The 16,409-nt window shown below is 58.9% G+C and carries 14 protein-coding genes and 1 pseudogene; 6 read left to right on the top strand and 9 right to left on the bottom strand.

The genetic code is table 11. The features are described 5' to 3' along the window. Window positions 1-1,374 (bottom strand): annotated as a pseudogene (locus K5E40_RS30745) (type IV secretion protein Rhs); the annotation flags it as partial. A 247-nt stretch (window positions 1,375-1,621) separates the two neighbouring features. Here K5E40_RS30745 and K5E40_RS30740 point away from each other — a divergent pair. After that, window positions 1,622-2,317: an HAD-IA family hydrolase gene (locus tag K5E40_RS30740; protein WP_221733953.1), complete on the top strand. Its 696-nt coding sequence runs from the start codon at window positions 1,622-1,624 to the stop codon at window positions 2,315-2,317. Between the two features lie 74 nt (window positions 2,318-2,391). On the opposite strand, the gene K5E40_RS30735 is transcribed toward K5E40_RS30740, so the two are convergent. Continuing rightward, a complete protein-coding gene (locus K5E40_RS30735; protein WP_221733952.1) occupies window positions 2,392-3,138 on the bottom strand; it encodes a 3-oxoacyl-ACP reductase family protein in 747 nt (248 codons plus the stop codon). A 126-nt stretch (window positions 3,139-3,264) separates the two neighbouring features. Here K5E40_RS30735 and K5E40_RS30730 point away from each other — a divergent pair, with 126 nt between their 5' ends. Beyond that, window positions 3,265-4,191 (top strand): LysR family transcriptional regulator, encoded by a 927-nt coding sequence (locus K5E40_RS30730; RefSeq protein WP_221733951.1) that lies wholly within the window; start codon window positions 3,265-3,267, stop codon window positions 4,189-4,191. 120 nt (window positions 4,192-4,311) lie between these two features. On the opposite strand, the gene K5E40_RS30725 is transcribed toward K5E40_RS30730, so the two are convergent. The 3 genes from K5E40_RS30725 to K5E40_RS30715 form a co-directional block, all read right to left on the bottom strand. Next, the gene (locus K5E40_RS30725) at window positions 4,312-5,040 is read right to left on the bottom strand and encodes an aspartate/glutamate racemase family protein (RefSeq protein ID WP_221733950.1); all 729 of its coding nucleotides are present in this window, start codon (window positions 5,038-5,040) and stop codon (window positions 4,312-4,314) included. A 54-nt stretch (window positions 5,041-5,094) separates the two neighbouring features. Beyond that, window positions 5,095-6,633 (bottom strand): NCS1 family nucleobase:cation symporter-1, encoded by a 1,539-nt coding sequence (locus tag K5E40_RS30720; protein ID WP_221733949.1) that lies wholly within the window; start codon window positions 6,631-6,633, stop codon window positions 5,095-5,097. Between the two features lie 494 nt (window positions 6,634-7,127). Continuing rightward, a complete protein-coding gene (locus tag K5E40_RS30715; protein ID WP_221733948.1) occupies window positions 7,128-7,862 on the bottom strand; it encodes a phosphoadenylyl-sulfate reductase in 735 nt (244 codons plus the stop codon). Between the two features lie 163 nt (window positions 7,863-8,025). Between K5E40_RS30715 and thrH the strand changes: the two genes are divergently transcribed. Next, on the top strand, window positions 8,026-8,643 hold the full coding sequence (gene thrH / locus K5E40_RS30710; RefSeq protein ID WP_221733947.1) for a bifunctional phosphoserine phosphatase/homoserine phosphotransferase ThrH: 618 nt from the start codon (window positions 8,026-8,028) through the stop codon (window positions 8,641-8,643). A gap of 85 nt (window positions 8,644-8,728) precedes the next feature. Here the strand turns inward: thrH and pabB are convergent, their stop codons facing one another. From pabB to K5E40_RS30690, 4 genes are all read right to left on the bottom strand, one after another. Continuing rightward, the gene (gene pabB / locus K5E40_RS30705; protein WP_221733946.1) at window positions 8,729-10,072 is read right to left on the bottom strand and encodes an aminodeoxychorismate synthase component I; all 1,344 of its coding nucleotides are present in this window, start codon (window positions 10,070-10,072) and stop codon (window positions 8,729-8,731) included. A gap of 142 nt (window positions 10,073-10,214) precedes the next feature. Further along, entirely contained in the window at window positions 10,215-11,201 is a 987-nt protein-coding gene (locus K5E40_RS30700; RefSeq protein ID WP_221733945.1) for an alpha-L-glutamate ligase-like protein, read from the bottom strand. Beyond that, complete coding sequence (locus K5E40_RS30695; RefSeq protein WP_221733944.1) at window positions 11,201-12,736, bottom strand: inactive transglutaminase family protein; 1,536 nt, start codon at window positions 12,734-12,736, stop codon at window positions 11,201-11,203. The genes K5E40_RS30700 and K5E40_RS30695 overlap by 1 nt, the downstream gene beginning before the upstream one ends. A 5-nt stretch (window positions 12,737-12,741) precedes the next feature. Next, complete coding sequence (locus tag K5E40_RS30690) at window positions 12,742-13,278, bottom strand: ATP-dependent zinc protease (protein WP_221733943.1); 537 nt, start codon at window positions 13,276-13,278, stop codon at window positions 12,742-12,744. Between the two features lie 292 nt (window positions 13,279-13,570). On the opposite strand from K5E40_RS30690, the gene K5E40_RS30685 reads away from it, so the two are divergent. Genes K5E40_RS30685 through prpC form a run of 3 tightly spaced genes read left to right on the top strand, consistent with a single transcriptional unit; the run spans window position 13,571 to window position 16,351 of the window. Then, window positions 13,571-14,293, top strand: coding sequence for a GntR family transcriptional regulator (locus K5E40_RS30685; RefSeq protein WP_221733954.1), 723 nt, complete (start codon window positions 13,571-13,573; stop codon window positions 14,291-14,293). Next, window positions 14,290-15,180, top strand: a complete 891-nt coding sequence (gene prpB / locus K5E40_RS30680; protein ID WP_221733942.1) for a methylisocitrate lyase — start codon at window positions 14,290-14,292, stop codon at window positions 15,178-15,180. The genes K5E40_RS30685 and prpB overlap by 4 nt, the downstream gene beginning before the upstream one ends. Window positions 15,181-15,223: 43 nt before the next feature. Next, window positions 15,224-16,351: a 2-methylcitrate synthase gene (prpC, locus tag K5E40_RS30675; protein WP_221733941.1), complete on the top strand. Its 1,128-nt coding sequence runs from the start codon at window positions 15,224-15,226 to the stop codon at window positions 16,349-16,351. The last annotated feature ends 58 nt before the right edge of the window (window positions 16,352-16,409 follow it).

The raw sequence follows: 16,409 nt of genomic DNA, 5'->3' as shown, positions 1-16,409 counted from the left end.
CAGTTCTTCGCCGGTGACCATCGATACGGGGCAGCCGTTGGTGCAGGTCGACGGCACACAATCGGCGCTGTCACCGTTGGGGTTTTTTGCCTGATTAGGGGCGTCGTCGTTGGCCTCATGGCGCTCCAGTCGCGCCATGCCATGAGTCTTGTTTCGGGCAATGGGCGCTGGATTCGGCACCGTCAAAACCACCGAATCGGCCTGACGAATATTCAGCGCAATTGACGGTGTCGGTTTCAACTCAGCGTCACGGGCATTGAGTACCAACGGCTTGAGCACGCTCGCATGCTGACTCAGCTCGGGCGCAGAGGTCAGCTCAGCCAGGCGCAATGCCGAGGCCGCCAGCCACTCCCGCGCCCGTGGCGATTTGATCTTGGCCAACACTTTGCTGCTCAAGCGCAGCGGTACACCGACACCGCCAGATACCCGCATCAACAGGAAGCTGATCAACAACTCGACGCGAACCTCGGCCACCACTTCGGCCAAGTACTGCGGCGGCAGCATTTTCAGCCAACTGGTGAATGCGGCCAGATGAATGAACATCAGCGGCTCGTCGCTGAGGATCAGCAGACCGTTAGCGATGGCCTCGTTTGAGGCTTGCAGCAGGGCGTCCAGCTCAATGTCGGTCAGGTACTCCAGCAGCTTTTCGCTATTGGCCTGCAAGTCGGCAAGCAGGGCAAACAGTTGCTTGATGTCATCCCAAACGCCGTGCAGGGCGTTCTCGAATCCGCGCCAGTCGGCTTGTTGCAGTTGACCGTAACGCTCAATGAATCCGGCGCTGGAAAACGCTGCCCATAGCGGCTGAAATTCCGTCCACTCCCCACGTAACCAGACTTCCAGGTCGTCGAGAATGCCTTGATAAGAGGCGTACAACGCTCGGACATGCTCAGCGCAGACATCGGGAAAGAAGGTGATGCGATAACGCTGGCCCCGGTCGCAGTCGTTCAGCTCCAGAATGCCGCTCGGGCCGATGGTGTGGGGTATCGGTTCTCCGAATGTCAAAACCCCGTTGGCATCGTCGATCACCGGCTCCAGCGTCACCGGGGTATTACCGATGGGGACGTATTGCGCGGCCTCGAACATGTGCACCAGCGTCAACGGGCCGCTTGCCTTACACATGACCACGGATGAGCTGATGGGCTGGCGAGATTTGATCGGTGCGCTGAGTTGCACATCATTGCCGACCTTGAACACCTGTTCGACATCCAGCGCTGTGCCCGTCCAGAACTGTTCGGCCCAAACGTCGTAGTTGTTCAGGCACAGGCGAAACTCCCGGATCAGGTTTTCGAAGTCCGGGTGTTCAGGGTTCAGGGCGGCAACCACCAGCAGACCGATGCTGTTGTTCAGGGCCAGAAGCCGATCGGGTTGGAGCATTCGCAGTCACTCGCGCACGTGAAAAAAAGGTGCGCGGACTTTGCTGATGATCAAAAAGGAAAGAAGTCGGGGGAGTAGGCAATGCCTGTAGGGCGTTTCGCTAAATGCACGCGATTAGTTCATCGCGTCGACGAGTATTGACCGTTGCTCAATGCCCGTTGCGCTCGTTATGCTGCTGAACCCTTTAATCAGGTCCGAGCAGCGGCGCTACCCGTCGCCTGGGATATGTTTGATAACGGATCCGATGATGAATGCACCGCTGAAGGCGTTTGGCCCGATCAAGGCCGTGATTTTCGATATGGACGGTTTGCTGCTGGATACCGAGGGCATTTATACCGAGGTCACTTCGCTGATTGCCGAGCGGTACGGGCGCACCTTCGACTGGAGTGTCAAACAGAACATTATCGGCCGAGGCGCCAATGACCTCGCCAATTACGTGGTCCAGGCGCTCGATTTGCCGATCACTGCCGAAGAGTTTCTGGTGATTCGTGAGCCATTGATGCGCGAGCGTTTTCCCAAGGCTCAGGCAATGCCGGGCGCTGAGGAATTGATTCGCCATCTCAAGGCGCACAACATTCCGATTGCAGTGGGCACCAGTTCGTCGCGTCAGTCGTTCGGCCAGAAAACCACCTTGCACCGCGACTGGTTTGAACTGTTCGATTTCATCGTCACCGCGGACGATCCGCAAGTCGGCGCAGCCAAACCAGCGCCGGATATTTTCCTCACCGCGGCCCGTCGTTTGGGTGTCGCGCCTGAGGATTGTCTGGTGTTCGAGGATTCGCCGTTTGGCGTTACCGCGGCCAAAGCCGCAGGCATGACCGCCATCGCCATTCCCGATGCCGCGATGGCCGATGAGAAATACGCACACGCCGACGGTATTCTGCGGTCGTTGAAAGCCTTTATCCCGAGCGCCTGTGGTTTGCCAGCGCTGGAATGGGCCTGAACGCCAGATATCAAAAAACGCCGCCCCTCTGTTAAAGGAGGGGCGGCGTTTTTCTTACAGGCGATTGCAAAAAATCAGGCGCCGAAGCCACCGTCGATGGTCAGGCTGGCTCCGGTGATGTAACCGGCTTCAGGCCCTGCGAGGTAAGCGACGAAGCTGGCGATTTCTTCGGCTGTACCGTAACGACCCACGGCCATCAACGGAATCAGGCTTTCGGCGAAGTCACCGCTGGCAGGGTTCATGTCGGTGTCGACCGGGCCGGGTTGCACATTGTTCACGGTGATACCACGAGGGCCCAGATCACGCGCCAAGCCCTTGGTCAGGCCCACCAGCGCCGACTTGCTCATCGCATACACACCGCCGCCGGCGAAGGGCATACGGTCAGCATTGGTGCTGCCGATGTTGATGATCCGTGCACCTTCGCCCATGTGTTTGGCGGCTTCTTGGGAGGCGATGAAAACGCTGCGAATGTTGATCGCCACGGTTTGGTCGAAATCTTCCAGTTTGAAGTCTTCCAGTGGGGCGACGGCCAGTACGCCGGCGTTGTTGACCAGAATGTCGAGGCGACCAAAGGCTTCGACTGTGGCGCTGACCGCATGGCGGATGGCGGCGGCGTCGGCGCTGTCAGCCTTGATCGCCAAGGCTTTGCCGCCGCTGGCGGTGATACTGTTTTGCAACTCTTCGGCTTTGACCGTTGAGCTGACATAAGTGAAGGCAACCGCGGCGCCTTCAGCGACCAGACGTTTGACGATGGCAGCACCGATGCCACGGGAACCGCCTTGAATCAGAGCGACTTTGCCGCTGAGGTGTTGAGTGGACATGTTCGATCTCCAGAGTATTCAAGGCGGAATGCCTTGTTGTTGGAACCGAGTATCGGCTTCTGATCCACAACCGTGTAGACCCTGATTGCTATAGTCTGTGTAAACCAAAAGTTTATAGTGGCGACCATGGAAACCTTCAGCAGTATCGAATGCTTTGTTCGCAGTGCCGAAGTCGGCAGCTTTGCCGAGGCTGCGCGGCGCCTGAGTCTGACACCGGCGGCGGTTGGCAAAAGCGTGGCGAAACTCGAGGCGCGGCTCGGTGTGCGCTTGTTTCAGCGTAGTACGCGTAGCTTGACGTTGACCGAGGCGGGGCAGCTTTTTTTGAGTCAGGTCAGTGCCAGTCTGACGACCATCCAGAACGCGGTGGCCAATCTGGCCAGTGTCGAAGGCCTGCCAGCGGGGACTTTGAAAGTCAGTATGGGTACGGTGTTCGGTCGCTTGTACATAGTGCCGTTGCTGGAAGCGTTTTTACGTCGATTTCCGGCGATCAACCCTGACTGGCATTTTGATAACCGTCAGGTCGATTTGATTGGGCAAGGTTTCGATGCGGCGATCGGCGGGGGATTTGAATTGCCCCAAGGTGTCGTCGCGCGAAAATTGGCGCCGGCGCACCGAGTGTTGGTGGCATCGACGGGTTATCTGGAAAGTCACAAAGCAATCGTCGAGCCTGATGACCTGCAACACCACGATGGCATCCTGATTCGTTCGCCGCAAACCGGTCGAGTGCGCTCTTGGCAGTTGATCAGCAGTGGGAGCCAGCTCTGCCGACCACTGACCCTTAAGACGCGAATGACCATGAGCGACTCTGAGGCGGCCTGTGCGACTGCCGCGCAAAGCCTGGGAATTGCACTGGTGAGCATGCCGTTTGCGGTGGGTTATCTGGAGGCGGGCACGTTGCAGCGCGTGCTGCCGGATTGGTACATCGATGACGGCAACATTTCGATCTACTACGCTGAGCATAAATTGTTGCCGGGCAAGACGCGGGCGTTTGTCGATTTTGTGATTGAGCAGTTTGCGCAGCAGGGCTTGGCGCAGCGGTTCAGTGCTATCTGAGACCTGGGTGCCCCTGTTTGCGCACAGGGTTTTGTGTCGTTTACAAGGCTCCGGTTCAACACAAAACCTGTGGGAGAGAGCTTGCTCGCGAATGAGGCGACTCGATATCCGACTGTGAACTCAGCGAGCAAACCGCTCCGCCCAGCCAATGATCTTCTTCGGCCGCGGCGTCGCATACGTCCGCACCTTGGACGTCGACAACCCCAACCGCACCAGCGCTTCAGCAATGGTCACCGCCGCCGTCACCCCGTCCACCACCGGCACCCCGGTACGCCGGCGGATCTGTTCATCGAGCCCGGCCATGCCGCCGCAACCCAGGCAAATCACTTCGGCCTTGTCCTGCGTCACTGCCAGTTCAGCCTGATGCACGATCGCCTCCAGCGCGCGCTGCGGCTCGTGTTCCAGTTCAAGAACGGCCAAACCACTGGCTCGAACTGAAGCACAACGGTCCCACAAACCGGACAATTTCAATCGATCCTCGATCAGCGGCACGGTGCGATCCAGTGTGGTGACCACCGAGTACGCGTGCCCCAGGAACATTGCCGTACTGGCGGCTGCGTCAGTGATATCCACCACCGGTACATTCAGCAGCTCCTGCAAGCCTTCGCGCCCATGTTCGCCATAACCGGCCTGAATCACGGCGTCGAACGGCTGGTCGTAGGACATCACCCGATCCATCACGGCGATGGCCGCCAGATAGCTTTCGAAATTGCCTTCAACCGAGTCAGCACCGAAATACGGCGTGAGGCCGACAATTTCCGTACCGGGTGAGGCGACAGCCTGCGCCGAACGGGCAATGGCCTGAGTGATGGATTCGGTGGTGTTGACGTTGACCACGAGAATGCGCATGAAAAATCCTTATAACGGGCAGTTCTGCGGCCCGAAGTCCGGGCCGAGAAGGGGTTAATGGCAGACGTTGTCGACGGCGAAGGCTTCGCCACTGACGTCGGCGTAGTGCGGTTGGCGTTTGGCGATGATGAGGTAAAGCATTCCGGCGATCCCGGCGCCGATCAGCCAAGAGAAGGGCGAAACGTTGTGGAAACCAGGCACCAGCGCCAGGACGATGGCGATCAGCGCAGCGGGAATAAACGCCGTAACCGCGCGCCAATTGATACCGCGGCTGTAGTAATAAGCGCCGTTGGGGTCTTCGCTGTAGAGCTGAGGAACGTTGATTCGGCCTTTGCGGATCAGCCAGTAGTCGACCATGATCACCCCGTACAACGGGCCGAGCAGGGCGCCCAAACCTGACAGGAAGTACACGATCACCAACGGACTGTTGTAGAGATTCCACGGCAGGATCAGCACCGCGATGGTCGCGCTGATCAGCCCGGCGCGGCGGAAGGTCAGGTATTTCGGCGCCAGATTGCTCAACACGAAGGCCGGGGCGACGAAGTTGGCCATAATGTTCACCGCCACGGTAACGATCAGGAACGCCAGGCAACCCAGCACCAGAAAGAAGGTGTTGGGGATCGAAGCGATGATCTCGGTCGGGCTTTCGATGATCCGGCCATTGATCTGGAATTGCGCGCCACACAGCAGGACTGTTATCGCGGCGAACACCAGAATATTCACCGGCAAGCCCCAGAAATTGCCGACCTTGATGGTCTTGCGGCACGGCGAGGAGCGGGCGAAGTCGCAGAAGTTGAGAATCAACGTGCCGTAGATCGCCAGCCACAACGCGCCGCCGGCAAAGATGTTGCGCCACATCTCGCCGCCGGTCAGTGGTTCGCGGATCGACCAGGCGATGGTCGCGTTGGCTTGCGTGTACATCCACGCGGCGAGGGCGGCGACGGTCAGCAGAATCACTGGCCCGGCGAATGCTTCATACCGACGAACCATTTCCATGCCGTAGGCAAGAATCGCCAATTGCACGAACCAGATCGCCACGAAGCACACCCAACCCAAAGTCGACAGGCCGAGGATCGAGTTGTGATCGTATTCGGCGAAGCCGGAATGGACTGCCGTCAGTAACACGCGCAATACCACTGACGCGAGATACGTCTGAATGCCGAACCAGGCGATGGCGATAACCGCCCGGATCAGTGCAGGCATTTGCGCGCCGTGGATGCCGAAACTGATCCGGCTGATCACCGGAAACGGCACCCCGGTTTTCTGCCCCATGTAGCCGGACAGGTTCATGAAGAAATACACCAGCGCCGCGCCAATCCCTAGCGACAGCAGAATCTGCCAGCCACCCAGGCCCAAAGCGTAGAGGCCGATGGCGAACGAGTAGTTGGCGATGTTGTGCACGTCGTTCGTCCACAGGGCGAAGATGCTGTATTTGCCCCAGCGCCGGCCTTCGGCCTTGGTCGGCGCCAGATCGTTGTTGTGCAGACGCGGGCTCAGTTGTAACGGTTCGCTCAAGCCGTCAGGGGGCAACGGTTGATCGAGGGCAGAGGCGGGCAGATTCAGCGCGACGTTATTGGAGAGACTTGTACGCATTCCGGCAGGCTCCTGATGTTCAGGACCGCGATGACTGTGCGTGAGCTGTCAGGCTCGACAAATCTTCGTCGCGGCAGTGAACCATCACTGGTTACGGGGCATCTGCAGCCTGTACGGGATAGGGCGCTTCAGGCTTGCGGATCGAAAGTGTGTATGTTTTGCAGTTTTGTATACAAAGCATGTATGCACTAAAGCCAGATTTGTGCCAGTTGTTGATCTATGGAATGGGTCTCTCATTTCGAAAAGTTATCGAACGGGACTAAGTGTCTGAAATTCAGTGGATATAAATTGACCGATTGAACAGGTATTTATCGTTGGTGCAAGATTTCGGCTGACATCAAAAGGGAGGGCTTTGCAGGCGGGATGTAACTTTTCAGGGCGCCGAAATGAAAAGTGCACACATAAATGGCACTGATGGTGACAGTTGTGTGTACACGTTTTCGGAGGGTGCCATATAACAAATGTGGGGATGTCACTGGATGCAAAGGTGTGGGTTACGCCTTGCTGATGATATTCCCGGCATGCAACCCGCATTCTTTCTGAGTGGCTTCTTCCCACCACCAGCGGCCTTCACGCTCGTGCTGGTTTGGCAGCACTGGGCGGGTGCACGGTTCGCAGCCGATGCTGATGAAGCCGCGCTCATGCAGGCTGTTGTACGGCAGTTCCAGCATGCGGATGTAACCCCAGACCTCTTCGCTGGTCATCTGCGCGAGGGGGTTGAACTTGTACAGGATGCGCTCCGGCGTGGAGAACGCGCTGTCAATTTCCATCACCGCCACGGCGCTGCGGGTGCCCGGGCTCTGGTCACGGCGCTGGCCTGTGGCCCAGGCTTTGACGTCGGACAGCTTGCGGCGCAACGGTTCGATCTTGCGGATCCCGCAGCATTCGCCATGGCCGTCCTTGTAGAAGCTGAACAGGCCTTTTTCCTTCACGAACGGTTCGAGTTTCGTATAGTCCGGCGAGACCAGTTCGATGTCGATCTTGTAGTGCTCGCGCACCTGATCGATGAAGCGATAGGTCTCCGGGTGCAGGCGGCCGGTATCGAGGCTGAACACCTTGACGTTCTTGTTCAGCTTCCAGGCCATGTCCACCAGCACCACATCCTCGGCGCCGCTGAAAGATATCCAGAGATCATCGCCAAACTCGGCAAACGCGAGTTTCAGGATGTCTTGAGCGGATTTGTTGGCATAGGTCGTGGCGAGTTCCACGACATCGAACGTTGGGCTCATCAGGGCGGCTTCCTACAGGTCGGTGGCGCTGGGCGCTCTATATGGCGGCGATGTTAACAAAAAGCGGCGGCGCTTGGGGCGTCCTGTGCGTTGCGCGCTTGGGGGGGAGTCGCTAGAGTTCGGGCTCGCTCGACTCAATAATCAATACAAACGGGAGTGTCTTGTGGAAATTGCTTGCCTGGATCTTGAAGGGGTGTTGGTGCCGGAAATCTGGATCGCCTTCGCCGAAAAAACCGGAATCGAATCCCTCAAGGCCACCACTCGGGACATTCCCGACTACGACGTGCTGATGAAGCAGCGTCTGCGCATCCTCGATGAGCATGGCTTGAAGCTGGCGGATATTCAGGAGGTGATCGCCACGCTGAAGCCGCTGGATGGCGCAGTGGAGTTCGTCAACTGGCTGCGCGAGCGCTTCCAGGTGGTGATTCTTTCGGACACTTTCTATGAGTTCTCCCAGCCGCTGATGCGTCAACTGGGCTTCCCGACCTTGCTTTGTCATCGTCTGATCACTGACGACAGCGGCCGGGTGACCAGCTATCAGTTGCGTCAGAAGGACCCCAAGCGCCAGTCGGTTCTGGCTTTCAAGAGCCTCTATTATCGGGTGATTGCGGCGGGTGATTCGTACAACGACACGACGATGCTGGGCGAGGCGGATGCCGGGATTCTGTTCCACGCACCGGACAATGTGATTCGCGAGTTTCCGCAGTTCCCGGCGGTGCATACGTTCGCCGAGTTGAAGCAGGCATTTCTCAAGGCGTCTAACCGGGATTTGAGCCTTTAGTCGTCTGGCCTGACGCTTTCGCGAGCAAGCCCGCCCCCACGTTGGAATGCATTCTCCTGTGGGAGAGGGCTTGCTCGCGAGGCTTTTAGAGGTTTTGCAGGGTTTGGAGCAGAACCTTCACTTTGGTAATCGACTCTTGATACTCAGCATGCCAGGCCGAGTCCGCGACAATCCCGCCGCCACCCCAGCAGCACACCTGCCCATCCTTGACCAATAAACTGCGGATCGCGATGGAACTGTCCATCTCGCCGCGCACGTCCAGATACAACAACGAGCCGCAATACAAGCCGCGACGGGTTGGCTCCAGTTCGTCGATGATCTGCATCGCCCGAATCTTCGGCGCACCAGTGATCGAGCCACCGGGGAAGCTGCCGGCGATCAGGTCCAGTGCATCGCGATCCTGCGCCAGTTCGCCCGTCACGCTGCTGACCAGGTGATGTACATTCGGATAGCTTTCCAGGCTGAACAACTCCGGCACCCGCACCGAGCCAATACGGCAGGTGCGGCCGAGATCGTTGCGCAGCAAGTCGACGATCATCAGGTTTTCCGCGCGATCTTTCGGGCTGGCCAGCAGCTCAGCGGCGTTTGCGGCGTCTTCGGCAGGCGTCAGGCCGCGGGGGCGGGTGCCCTTGATCGGGCGGGTTTCGACCTGTCGCTGGCTGACTTTGACGAAGCGCTCCGGTGACAGGCTCAGCACTGCAGCGCCGTCGGGCAGGCTCTGGAAACCGGAAAAAGGCGTCGGGCAGGCTTCGCGCAACGCGCAATAGGCCAGCCATGGATCGCCTTGGCACGGCGCGCGAAAGCGCTGGGCGAAGTTGACCTGATAGCAGTCGCCGGCCTGAATGTAATGCTGAATGCGTTCGAACGCCTGACGGTAGTCGTCTGGCGAGAGGTCGGGGCTCATCGGCTGGTTCAGTTTGAACGGCGTCAACGAGCCCGTCATCGGCTCACTGAAAAGCGCAATCAGCCGCTGTTTTTCACTGCTGGCCAGTGACGGGTGAAACACCAATTGGCTAGTGGCCGCGTGGTGATCGCTGATCAGTGCCCAGGCGTACACGCCGAAACGCGCATCCGGTAATTGCAGATCATCGCGAGCCTGACTCGGCAGACTCTCCAGATGCCGGCCGAAGTCATAACTCAGGTAACCGATCAGACCGCCGGCGAATGGCAACTCATAAGGCGCCGGCAATTGCGCTTCGCCCAAACGCTCCAGATTGTCGCGCAGACGCTGGAGGAAATGGCTGCCGCTTTCGTCCGGCCACACCGCCAGTTGTTCCAGCGGCCAAGCGCTGAGCAAGTCATAACGGCCACGGTCGGCACTCGGCCGGCCGCTGTCGAGCAGCACGGCGCCGGGGGCGTTGCGGATTACCGCGAAGTATCCGGCGGGATTGGCGCGGTAGGGCAGAAGGTGTACGGAACAGGTCAGCATGGGCGGGGCAGATCGGCCATTGAGGCGGGGTGGGGATTGTAGTCCTCTGCGGGAATTGCTCCTAGAGGGGATGTCGGGGATTGGCAGGTTGTGGGGCTGATCGTTCCCGCGCAGAGCGTGGGAACGATCATGGACAGGCTGATCAGCCCTCTACCGCAGGAATATGCCCAAACATCTCCTGAGTAAACGCCACCCGCTCTTCAACCGACTCTGTCACGCCACGGGCCTTCAGCTCTTCCAGCCGCGCTTCCACTGCGTGGGTACGCAACGTCAGCCCGCAGTCGTTGGCGATCTGGATGTTCAGCCCCGGCCGCGCGTTCAGCTCGAGAATCAGCGGGCCTTTTTCCTGATCGAGCACCATGTCCACGCCGATATAACCCAGACCGCACAGCTCGTAGCAGCCAGCGGCGAGTTTCATGAAACCGTCCCAGTAGGGCAGTTGCACGCCGTCCACCGCGTTGGTGGTGTCCGGGTGTTTGGCGATGATGTTGTTCAGCCAGGTGCCGCGCAGTGTCAGGCCCGTAGCCAGGTCGACACCAACACCGATGGCGCCCTGGTGCAGGTTGGCCTTGCCGCCGGACTGACGGGTTGGCAGGCGCAACATCGCCATCACCGGATAACCCATCAGCACGATGATGCGGATGTCCGGCACGCCTTCGTAGCTGATGCTCTTGAAGATCTGGTCCGGGGTGACGCGGTATTCGATCAGCGCGCGATCGCGATGGCCGCCTAGCGAATACAGGCCGGTGAGGATGCTGGAGATGTGATGCTCCAGCTCCTCGTGGGCAAGGATCTTGCCCGACACCGTGCGATAGCGTCCCTCGAAACGGTCTGCAATCACGATAATGCCGTCGCCGCCGGCGCCTTGGGCCGGTTTGATCACGAAGTCGGTGTGCCCGTCGATGATCTCGCCGAGCTTGTCGATTTCCTTCTCGGTGGAGATCACGCCATACAGCTCTGGCACTTGAATACCGGCCTCGATGGCGCGCTCCTTGGTGATGATCTTGTCATCGACGATCGGGTACAGACTGCGCTTGTTGTACTTGAGCACATAGTCCGCGTTGCGGCGATTGATGCCCATGATGCCCCGGGCTTCCAGGGCCTTCCAGGTCTTCCAGAAACCGAACATCAGTGATCAGCCTTGTTCAGGAACGCCTTGAAACGCACCAGCTCGGTCAGGCGATAACCGCGATAGCGACCCATTGCCAGCATGAAACCCACCATGATCAGGAGGATCGCCGGGAAGGTGAAGACGAAGTACACCAACTCAGGCACGGTCATGATCAAGTGCGCCAGCGACGCGGCGAACAGCGTGCCGATGGCCACTTTCATCGCGTGACTTGCGCCACGTTCTTCCCAAGTGATCGACAGGCGCTCAATGGTCATGGTCAAAATCACCATCGGGAACAGTGCCACCGACAGGCCGCGTTCCAGGCCGAGCTTATGGCTGAACAGACTGATCGCCGCGATCAACACCACGACAAAGGTCAGCACCACCGACAGGCGCGGCAGCATTTGCAGTTTCAGATGTTCCAGATAAGAACGTAACGACAGGCCCAGCGCGGTAATCACGGTGAACAGGATGATGCCGAAGCCCAACTGAGTTTCGCGGAAGGCGAGGGCGATCAGTACCGGGGTGAAGGTGCCGAGGGTCTGCAGGCCGATCAGGTTGCGCAGGATCAGGATCACCAGCACGCCAATCGGGATCATCACCATGATCATGAAGGTTTGCTGGGTTTGCAGCGGCAGGCCATACAGCGAGTATTCGAGGAAGTTGGCGTCAGTGTTTTCGTCGGTCAGCTTGGCCAGACGAATCGCATTCATCTCGCTGTTGTTCAGGCTGAAGGTCACGTTGGCTTTCTTGCCGCCGTCGATGGTGATCAGGTTCTCATCGCCGGTCCACCACTGCAGGCGGTCGCTTGGCAGGCCTTGTTCGCCGGTTTCCGGGTTGAAGTACAGCCAGTCGTTGCCATTGAAACTGCGCAGCCACAGTTCAGGGCTTTGTGGCTGATCGGCAACCAGTCGGATGGTGTGGACTTTTTCAACCGGAACGTGCGCGATAGACAGCAACAGTTCGACGATTTTGGCTTTGTGCGCGGTGGATGGATCGCCCGCCAGCAGCAGTTTCACGTTGTCATCGTTGAGGTTGTTGACGCGTTTGATCGCCTCGCCAATGAAGGTTTCGACGTCGGCCGAGTGTTGGCGGATCGGCGCGAGCAGTGCTTCGGCGGCGATTTTTTCCGGGCCTTCGACCGCAATGCTGTCGCGGAAGGTCGGGCCTTTGATCTTGGATTTTTCCGAGGTGTAACGCTTGGTCAGCACCAAGCGGTAATACAGGGTCTGGTTGCCCTTGGCCCGGCGCGCCGACCAGGTCACCTTGCGGTTGCCATCGACGCGGTTCACGGCCACGCCGTAGTTATTGGAGATGAAGCTCTCGTTGAGGCTGACGTAATCGCGGCTCAGGGGCGGCACGAACATCTGGATTTTGACCGGATCCTTGGCACTGGCGACGAACTCGACCTTGGCATCGATGTTCCACAAATCGTCGGTGGCGTCTTCGGTCACCGGAATGCCGAGCACGAAAATCTGATAGGCCGTAACCGAAACGCCCAGCAACACCAGAATGGTGATCAGGATTTTCAGGTGAAAGGTTAGAGAACGCATGGAAATTACTCGGCGGTATGAGCGGCGATGGTGCAGGCGGGTTTGCCGGCAGCGTATTTAAGACTCGGGTCGACCAGCGCATCGAAACGTTTCAAGGCTTCGGAGCCGATCAAAAGCGGATATTGGAACGCACTTCGGTCGGTCAGGTTCACTTCGATGCTGCGCATCGCCGTGCCCATGCAGATATCCAGCTCGATCACCGGGCGGGCGGTGTACTTCTTGCCTTCTTCCGGGTCGTAGTCGCCGGCGCGGCGCTTGATCTTGCTGACCCGGGCCAGCGGTCGTTCGATCGGGTGCGAATGCGCGGCGTCGATCGCCAGGTAGAAACGTACCCAGGATTCACCGTCGCGCTTGAAGCGTTTGATGTCGCGGGCACTCAGCGAGGCGGTTTTAGCGCCCGTATCGAGTTTGGCCGCGACTTGCAGATTGATGCCATCCAACGAGGCGTATTCGTTGAGGCCGTACACGGTTTTTTCTCCCGCGGCGGCAAGCCCGGGCAGGCAAAACAGAGCAAAAAATGTGGGGAAAGGCTTGAGTCTCATAAATCCTGGTGCGCAGCGTTCCGTTTTCGGTTCAGGTCCTTGGCAAAACTTGCGCAAGCCCCTTCGTGTGCCTATCAGCTTTTTATGACAAGCCGTACAAATGGCCAGCAAATGCGGGCGGCATTCTAGCACGGTGATTTTATGGCGCCAGCGTCCGAGCGGGTCTATAACCCTTGGGGTGGTCCAAGGGTGGTTATTAGACGATTGTCGACAATATCTATTTATCCTTTGACTGATGCCGGCTGATTGACTAGTTTTTGCCGCATTGGATTTGAAGGTGTCGACAATCATGCTGGATCAACTCGATCCCCCGGTCATCAGCGGCGACGATTCCGAGACGCTTTCGGAAAACGTCTTCCGGCGTATTCAGGCGGCTATCGTCAAAGGCGAGATCGCCCCAGGCAGCAAAATCTCCGAGCCGGAGCTGGCGCGCACCTACGGCATTAGTCGTGGCCCGCTGCGTGAGGCTATTCATCGTCTGGAAGGCCAGCGCCTGCTGGTCCGGGTGCCGCATGTCGGTGCGCGGGTGGTGTCGCTCAGTCACGCCGAATTGCTGGAACTCTACGAAATCCGCGAATCCCTTGAAGGCATGGCTTGCCGCTTGGCGGCTGAACGCATGAGCGTCGAAGAAATCGACGAGTTGCGCCGGGTGCTCGAAACCCATGAGCGCGACGCGGCATTTCAGGCCGGCGTTGGCTACTACCAGCAGGAAGGCGATTTCGACTTTCACTACCGGATCATCCAGGGCAGCGGCAACCGCACCCTCACGCAAATGCTTTGCGGCGAGCTCTATCAACTGGTGCGCATGTACCGCATCCAGTTTTCCTCCACGCCCAATCGCCCCCGCCAGGCCTTTGCCGAACACCACCGCATTCTCGATGCAATCGCCGACCGTGACGGCGAACTCGCGGAATTGTTGATGCGCCGTCACATCGGCGCCTCAAAACGCAATATCGCCCGTCATTACCAGGACGGCGCCAACGATAAGACAGCCACTGAACGAGGTGAGTCATGAGTTCCAATCTGAGCACTCCAGGCCAGCGTTTCCGCGATGCGGTCGCCAGCGAGCATCCATTGCAGGTGGTCGGCGCGATCAACGCCAACCACGCGTTGTTGGCAAAACGCGCCGGTTTCAAAGCGATCTACCTGTCCGGCGGCGGTGTGGCGGCGGGCTCGCTCGGCGTGCCGGACCTGGGCATCACTGGCCTGGACGACGTGCTGACCGATGTTCGCCGCATCACCGACGTCTGCGACCTGCCGTTGCTGGTGGATGTCGATACCGGTTTCGGTTCTTCAGCCTTCAACGTGGCGCGCACCGTCAAGTCGATGATCAAGTTCGGCGCGGCGGCGATTCACATCGAGGATCAGGTCGGCGCCAAGCGCTGCGGTCATCGCCCAAACAAAGAGATCGTCAGCCAGCAGGAAATGGTCGACCGCATCAAAGCCGCCGTCGATGCCCGCACTGACGACAGCTTCGTGATCATGGCGCGTACCGATGCGCTGGCGGTCGAAGGCCTGGAGTCGGCACTGGATCGTGCTGCCGCGTGCATCGAGGCAGGCGCCGACATGATCTTCCCGGAGGCCATCACCGAACTTGAGATGTACAAACTGTTCGCCAACCGCGTGAAAGCCCCGATTCTGGCCAACATCACCGAATTCGGCTCGACACCGCTGTACACCACCGAGCAACTGGCCGGCGCCGACGTGTCGCTGGTGCTGTACCCGCTGTCGGCGTTCCGCGCGATGAATAAAGCGGCGGAAAACGTCTACACCGCGATCCGCCGCGACGGCACGCAGCAGAATGTCATCGACACCATGCAGACTCGCATGGAGCTTTACGATCGCATCGATTACCACACCTTCGAGCAGAAGCTCGATGCGTTGTTTGCGGCGAAGAAGTAAGCCGCCGCCGTACTCCCTAACAAATTCAAGATTGGAGAAAACAATGGCTGAAGCAAAAGTACTCAGTGGCGCCGGGCTCCGGGGCCAGGTGGCCGGGCAAACGGCACTGTCCACCGTGGGCCAGGCCGGCGCCGGGCTGACCTATCGCGGCTACGACGTGCGTGAACTGGCGGCAGATGCGCAATTTGAAGAAGTCGCTTACCTGCTGCTTTACGGCGAGCTGCCGACCCAAGCGCAACTTGCCGACTACCAAGGCAAACTGAGCAAACTGCGCGACCTGCCGCAAGCGCTTAAAGAAGTGCTGGAACGCATCCCCGCCGACGCTCATCCGATGGACGTGATGCGCACCGGTTGCTCGTTCCTGGGCAACATCGAACCGGAGAAAGACTTCAGCGAACAGTGCTACAAGACTGACCGTCTGCTGGCCGCATTCCCGGCGATCATGTGCTACTGGTATCGCTTCAGCCATGACGGCAAACGCATCAACTGCGTCAGCGACGAGCCCACCATTGGCGGCCACTTCCTGCACCTGTTGCACGACAAGAAACCGAGCGAACTGCACGTCAAAGTGATGAACGTTTCGCTGATCCTGTACGCCGAGCACGAATTCAACGCCTCGACGTTCACCGCTCGCGTTTGTGCATCGACCCTGTCCGACCTGTATTCCTGCGTCACCGCCGCTATCGGTTCGTTGCGCGGCCCACTGCACGGCGGTGCCAACGAAGCGGCGATGGAAATGATCGAGCGCTTCTCGTCGCCCGAAGAGGCGATCAAAGGCACCCTCGGCATGCTTGAGCGCAAAGACAAGATCATGGGCTTCGGTCACGCGATCTATAAGGACAGCGATCCGCGCAACGAGGTGATCAAGGGCTGGTCGAAAAAACTGGCTGACGAAGTGGGTGACAAGGTGTTGTTCGCGGTTTCCGAAGCCATCGACAAGACCATGTGGGAGCAGAAAAAACTGTTCCCGAATGCCGACTTCTACCATGCCTCGGCTTACCACTTCATGGGCATCCCGACCAAACTGTTCACGCCGATTTTCGTCTGCTCGCGCCTGACCGGCTGGGCCGCGCATGTGTTCGAACAGCGTGCCAACAACCGCATCATCCGTCCAAGCGCCGAGTACATCGGCGTCGAACAGCGCAAGTTCGTGCCAATCGAACGTCGCTGAATGGTGAGGCCGCACGGGTAACTGGTTAAACCGGGAGCCAATGTGGGAGCGGGCTTGC

This window comes from Pseudomonas baetica, assembly GCF_019733355.1.
GTDB classification, from domain to species: domain Bacteria; phylum Pseudomonadota; class Gammaproteobacteria; order Pseudomonadales; family Pseudomonadaceae; genus Aquipseudomonas; species Aquipseudomonas baetica_A.
Note: the sequence above shows the minus strand (reverse complement) of the source record. Positions and strands in the feature narration are given on the sequence as shown.

Excerpts from the sequence above, each read along its gene's own strand:
- K5E40_RS30740 (WP_221733953.1), top strand. The coding sequence starts at position 1,622 with ATGAATGCACCGCTGAAGGCGTTTGGCCCGATCAAGGCCGTGATTTTC.
- K5E40_RS30735 (WP_221733952.1), bottom strand. The coding sequence starts at position 3,138 with ATGTCCACTCAACACCTCAGCGGCAAAGTCGCTCTGATTCAAGGCGGT.
- K5E40_RS30730 (WP_221733951.1), top strand. The coding sequence starts at position 3,265 with ATGGAAACCTTCAGCAGTATCGAATGCTTTGTTCGCAGTGCCGAAGTC.
- K5E40_RS30725 (WP_221733950.1), bottom strand. The coding sequence starts at position 5,040 with ATGCGCATTCTCGTGGTCAACGTCAACACCACCGAATCCATCACTCAG.
- K5E40_RS30720 (WP_221733949.1), bottom strand. The coding sequence starts at position 6,633 with ATGCGTACAAGTCTCTCCAATAACGTCGCGCTGAATCTGCCCGCCTCT.
- K5E40_RS30715 (WP_221733948.1), bottom strand. The coding sequence starts at position 7,862 with ATGAGCCCAACGTTCGATGTCGTGGAACTCGCCACGACCTATGCCAAC.
- pabB (WP_221733946.1), bottom strand. The coding sequence starts at position 10,072 with ATGCTGACCTGTTCCGTACACCTTCTGCCCTACCGCGCCAATCCCGCC.
- K5E40_RS30700 (WP_221733945.1), bottom strand. The coding sequence starts at position 11,201 with ATGTTCGGTTTCTGGAAGACCTGGAAGGCCCTGGAAGCCCGGGGCATC.
- K5E40_RS30695 (WP_221733944.1), bottom strand. The coding sequence starts at position 12,736 with ATGCGTTCTCTAACCTTTCACCTGAAAATCCTGATCACCATTCTGGTG.
- K5E40_RS30690 (WP_221733943.1), bottom strand. The coding sequence starts at position 13,278 with ATGAGACTCAAGCCTTTCCCCACATTTTTTGCTCTGTTTTGCCTGCCC.
- prpB (WP_221733942.1), top strand. The coding sequence starts at position 14,290 with ATGAGTTCCAATCTGAGCACTCCAGGCCAGCGTTTCCGCGATGCGGTC.
- prpC (WP_221733941.1), top strand. The coding sequence starts at position 15,224 with ATGGCTGAAGCAAAAGTACTCAGTGGCGCCGGGCTCCGGGGCCAGGTG.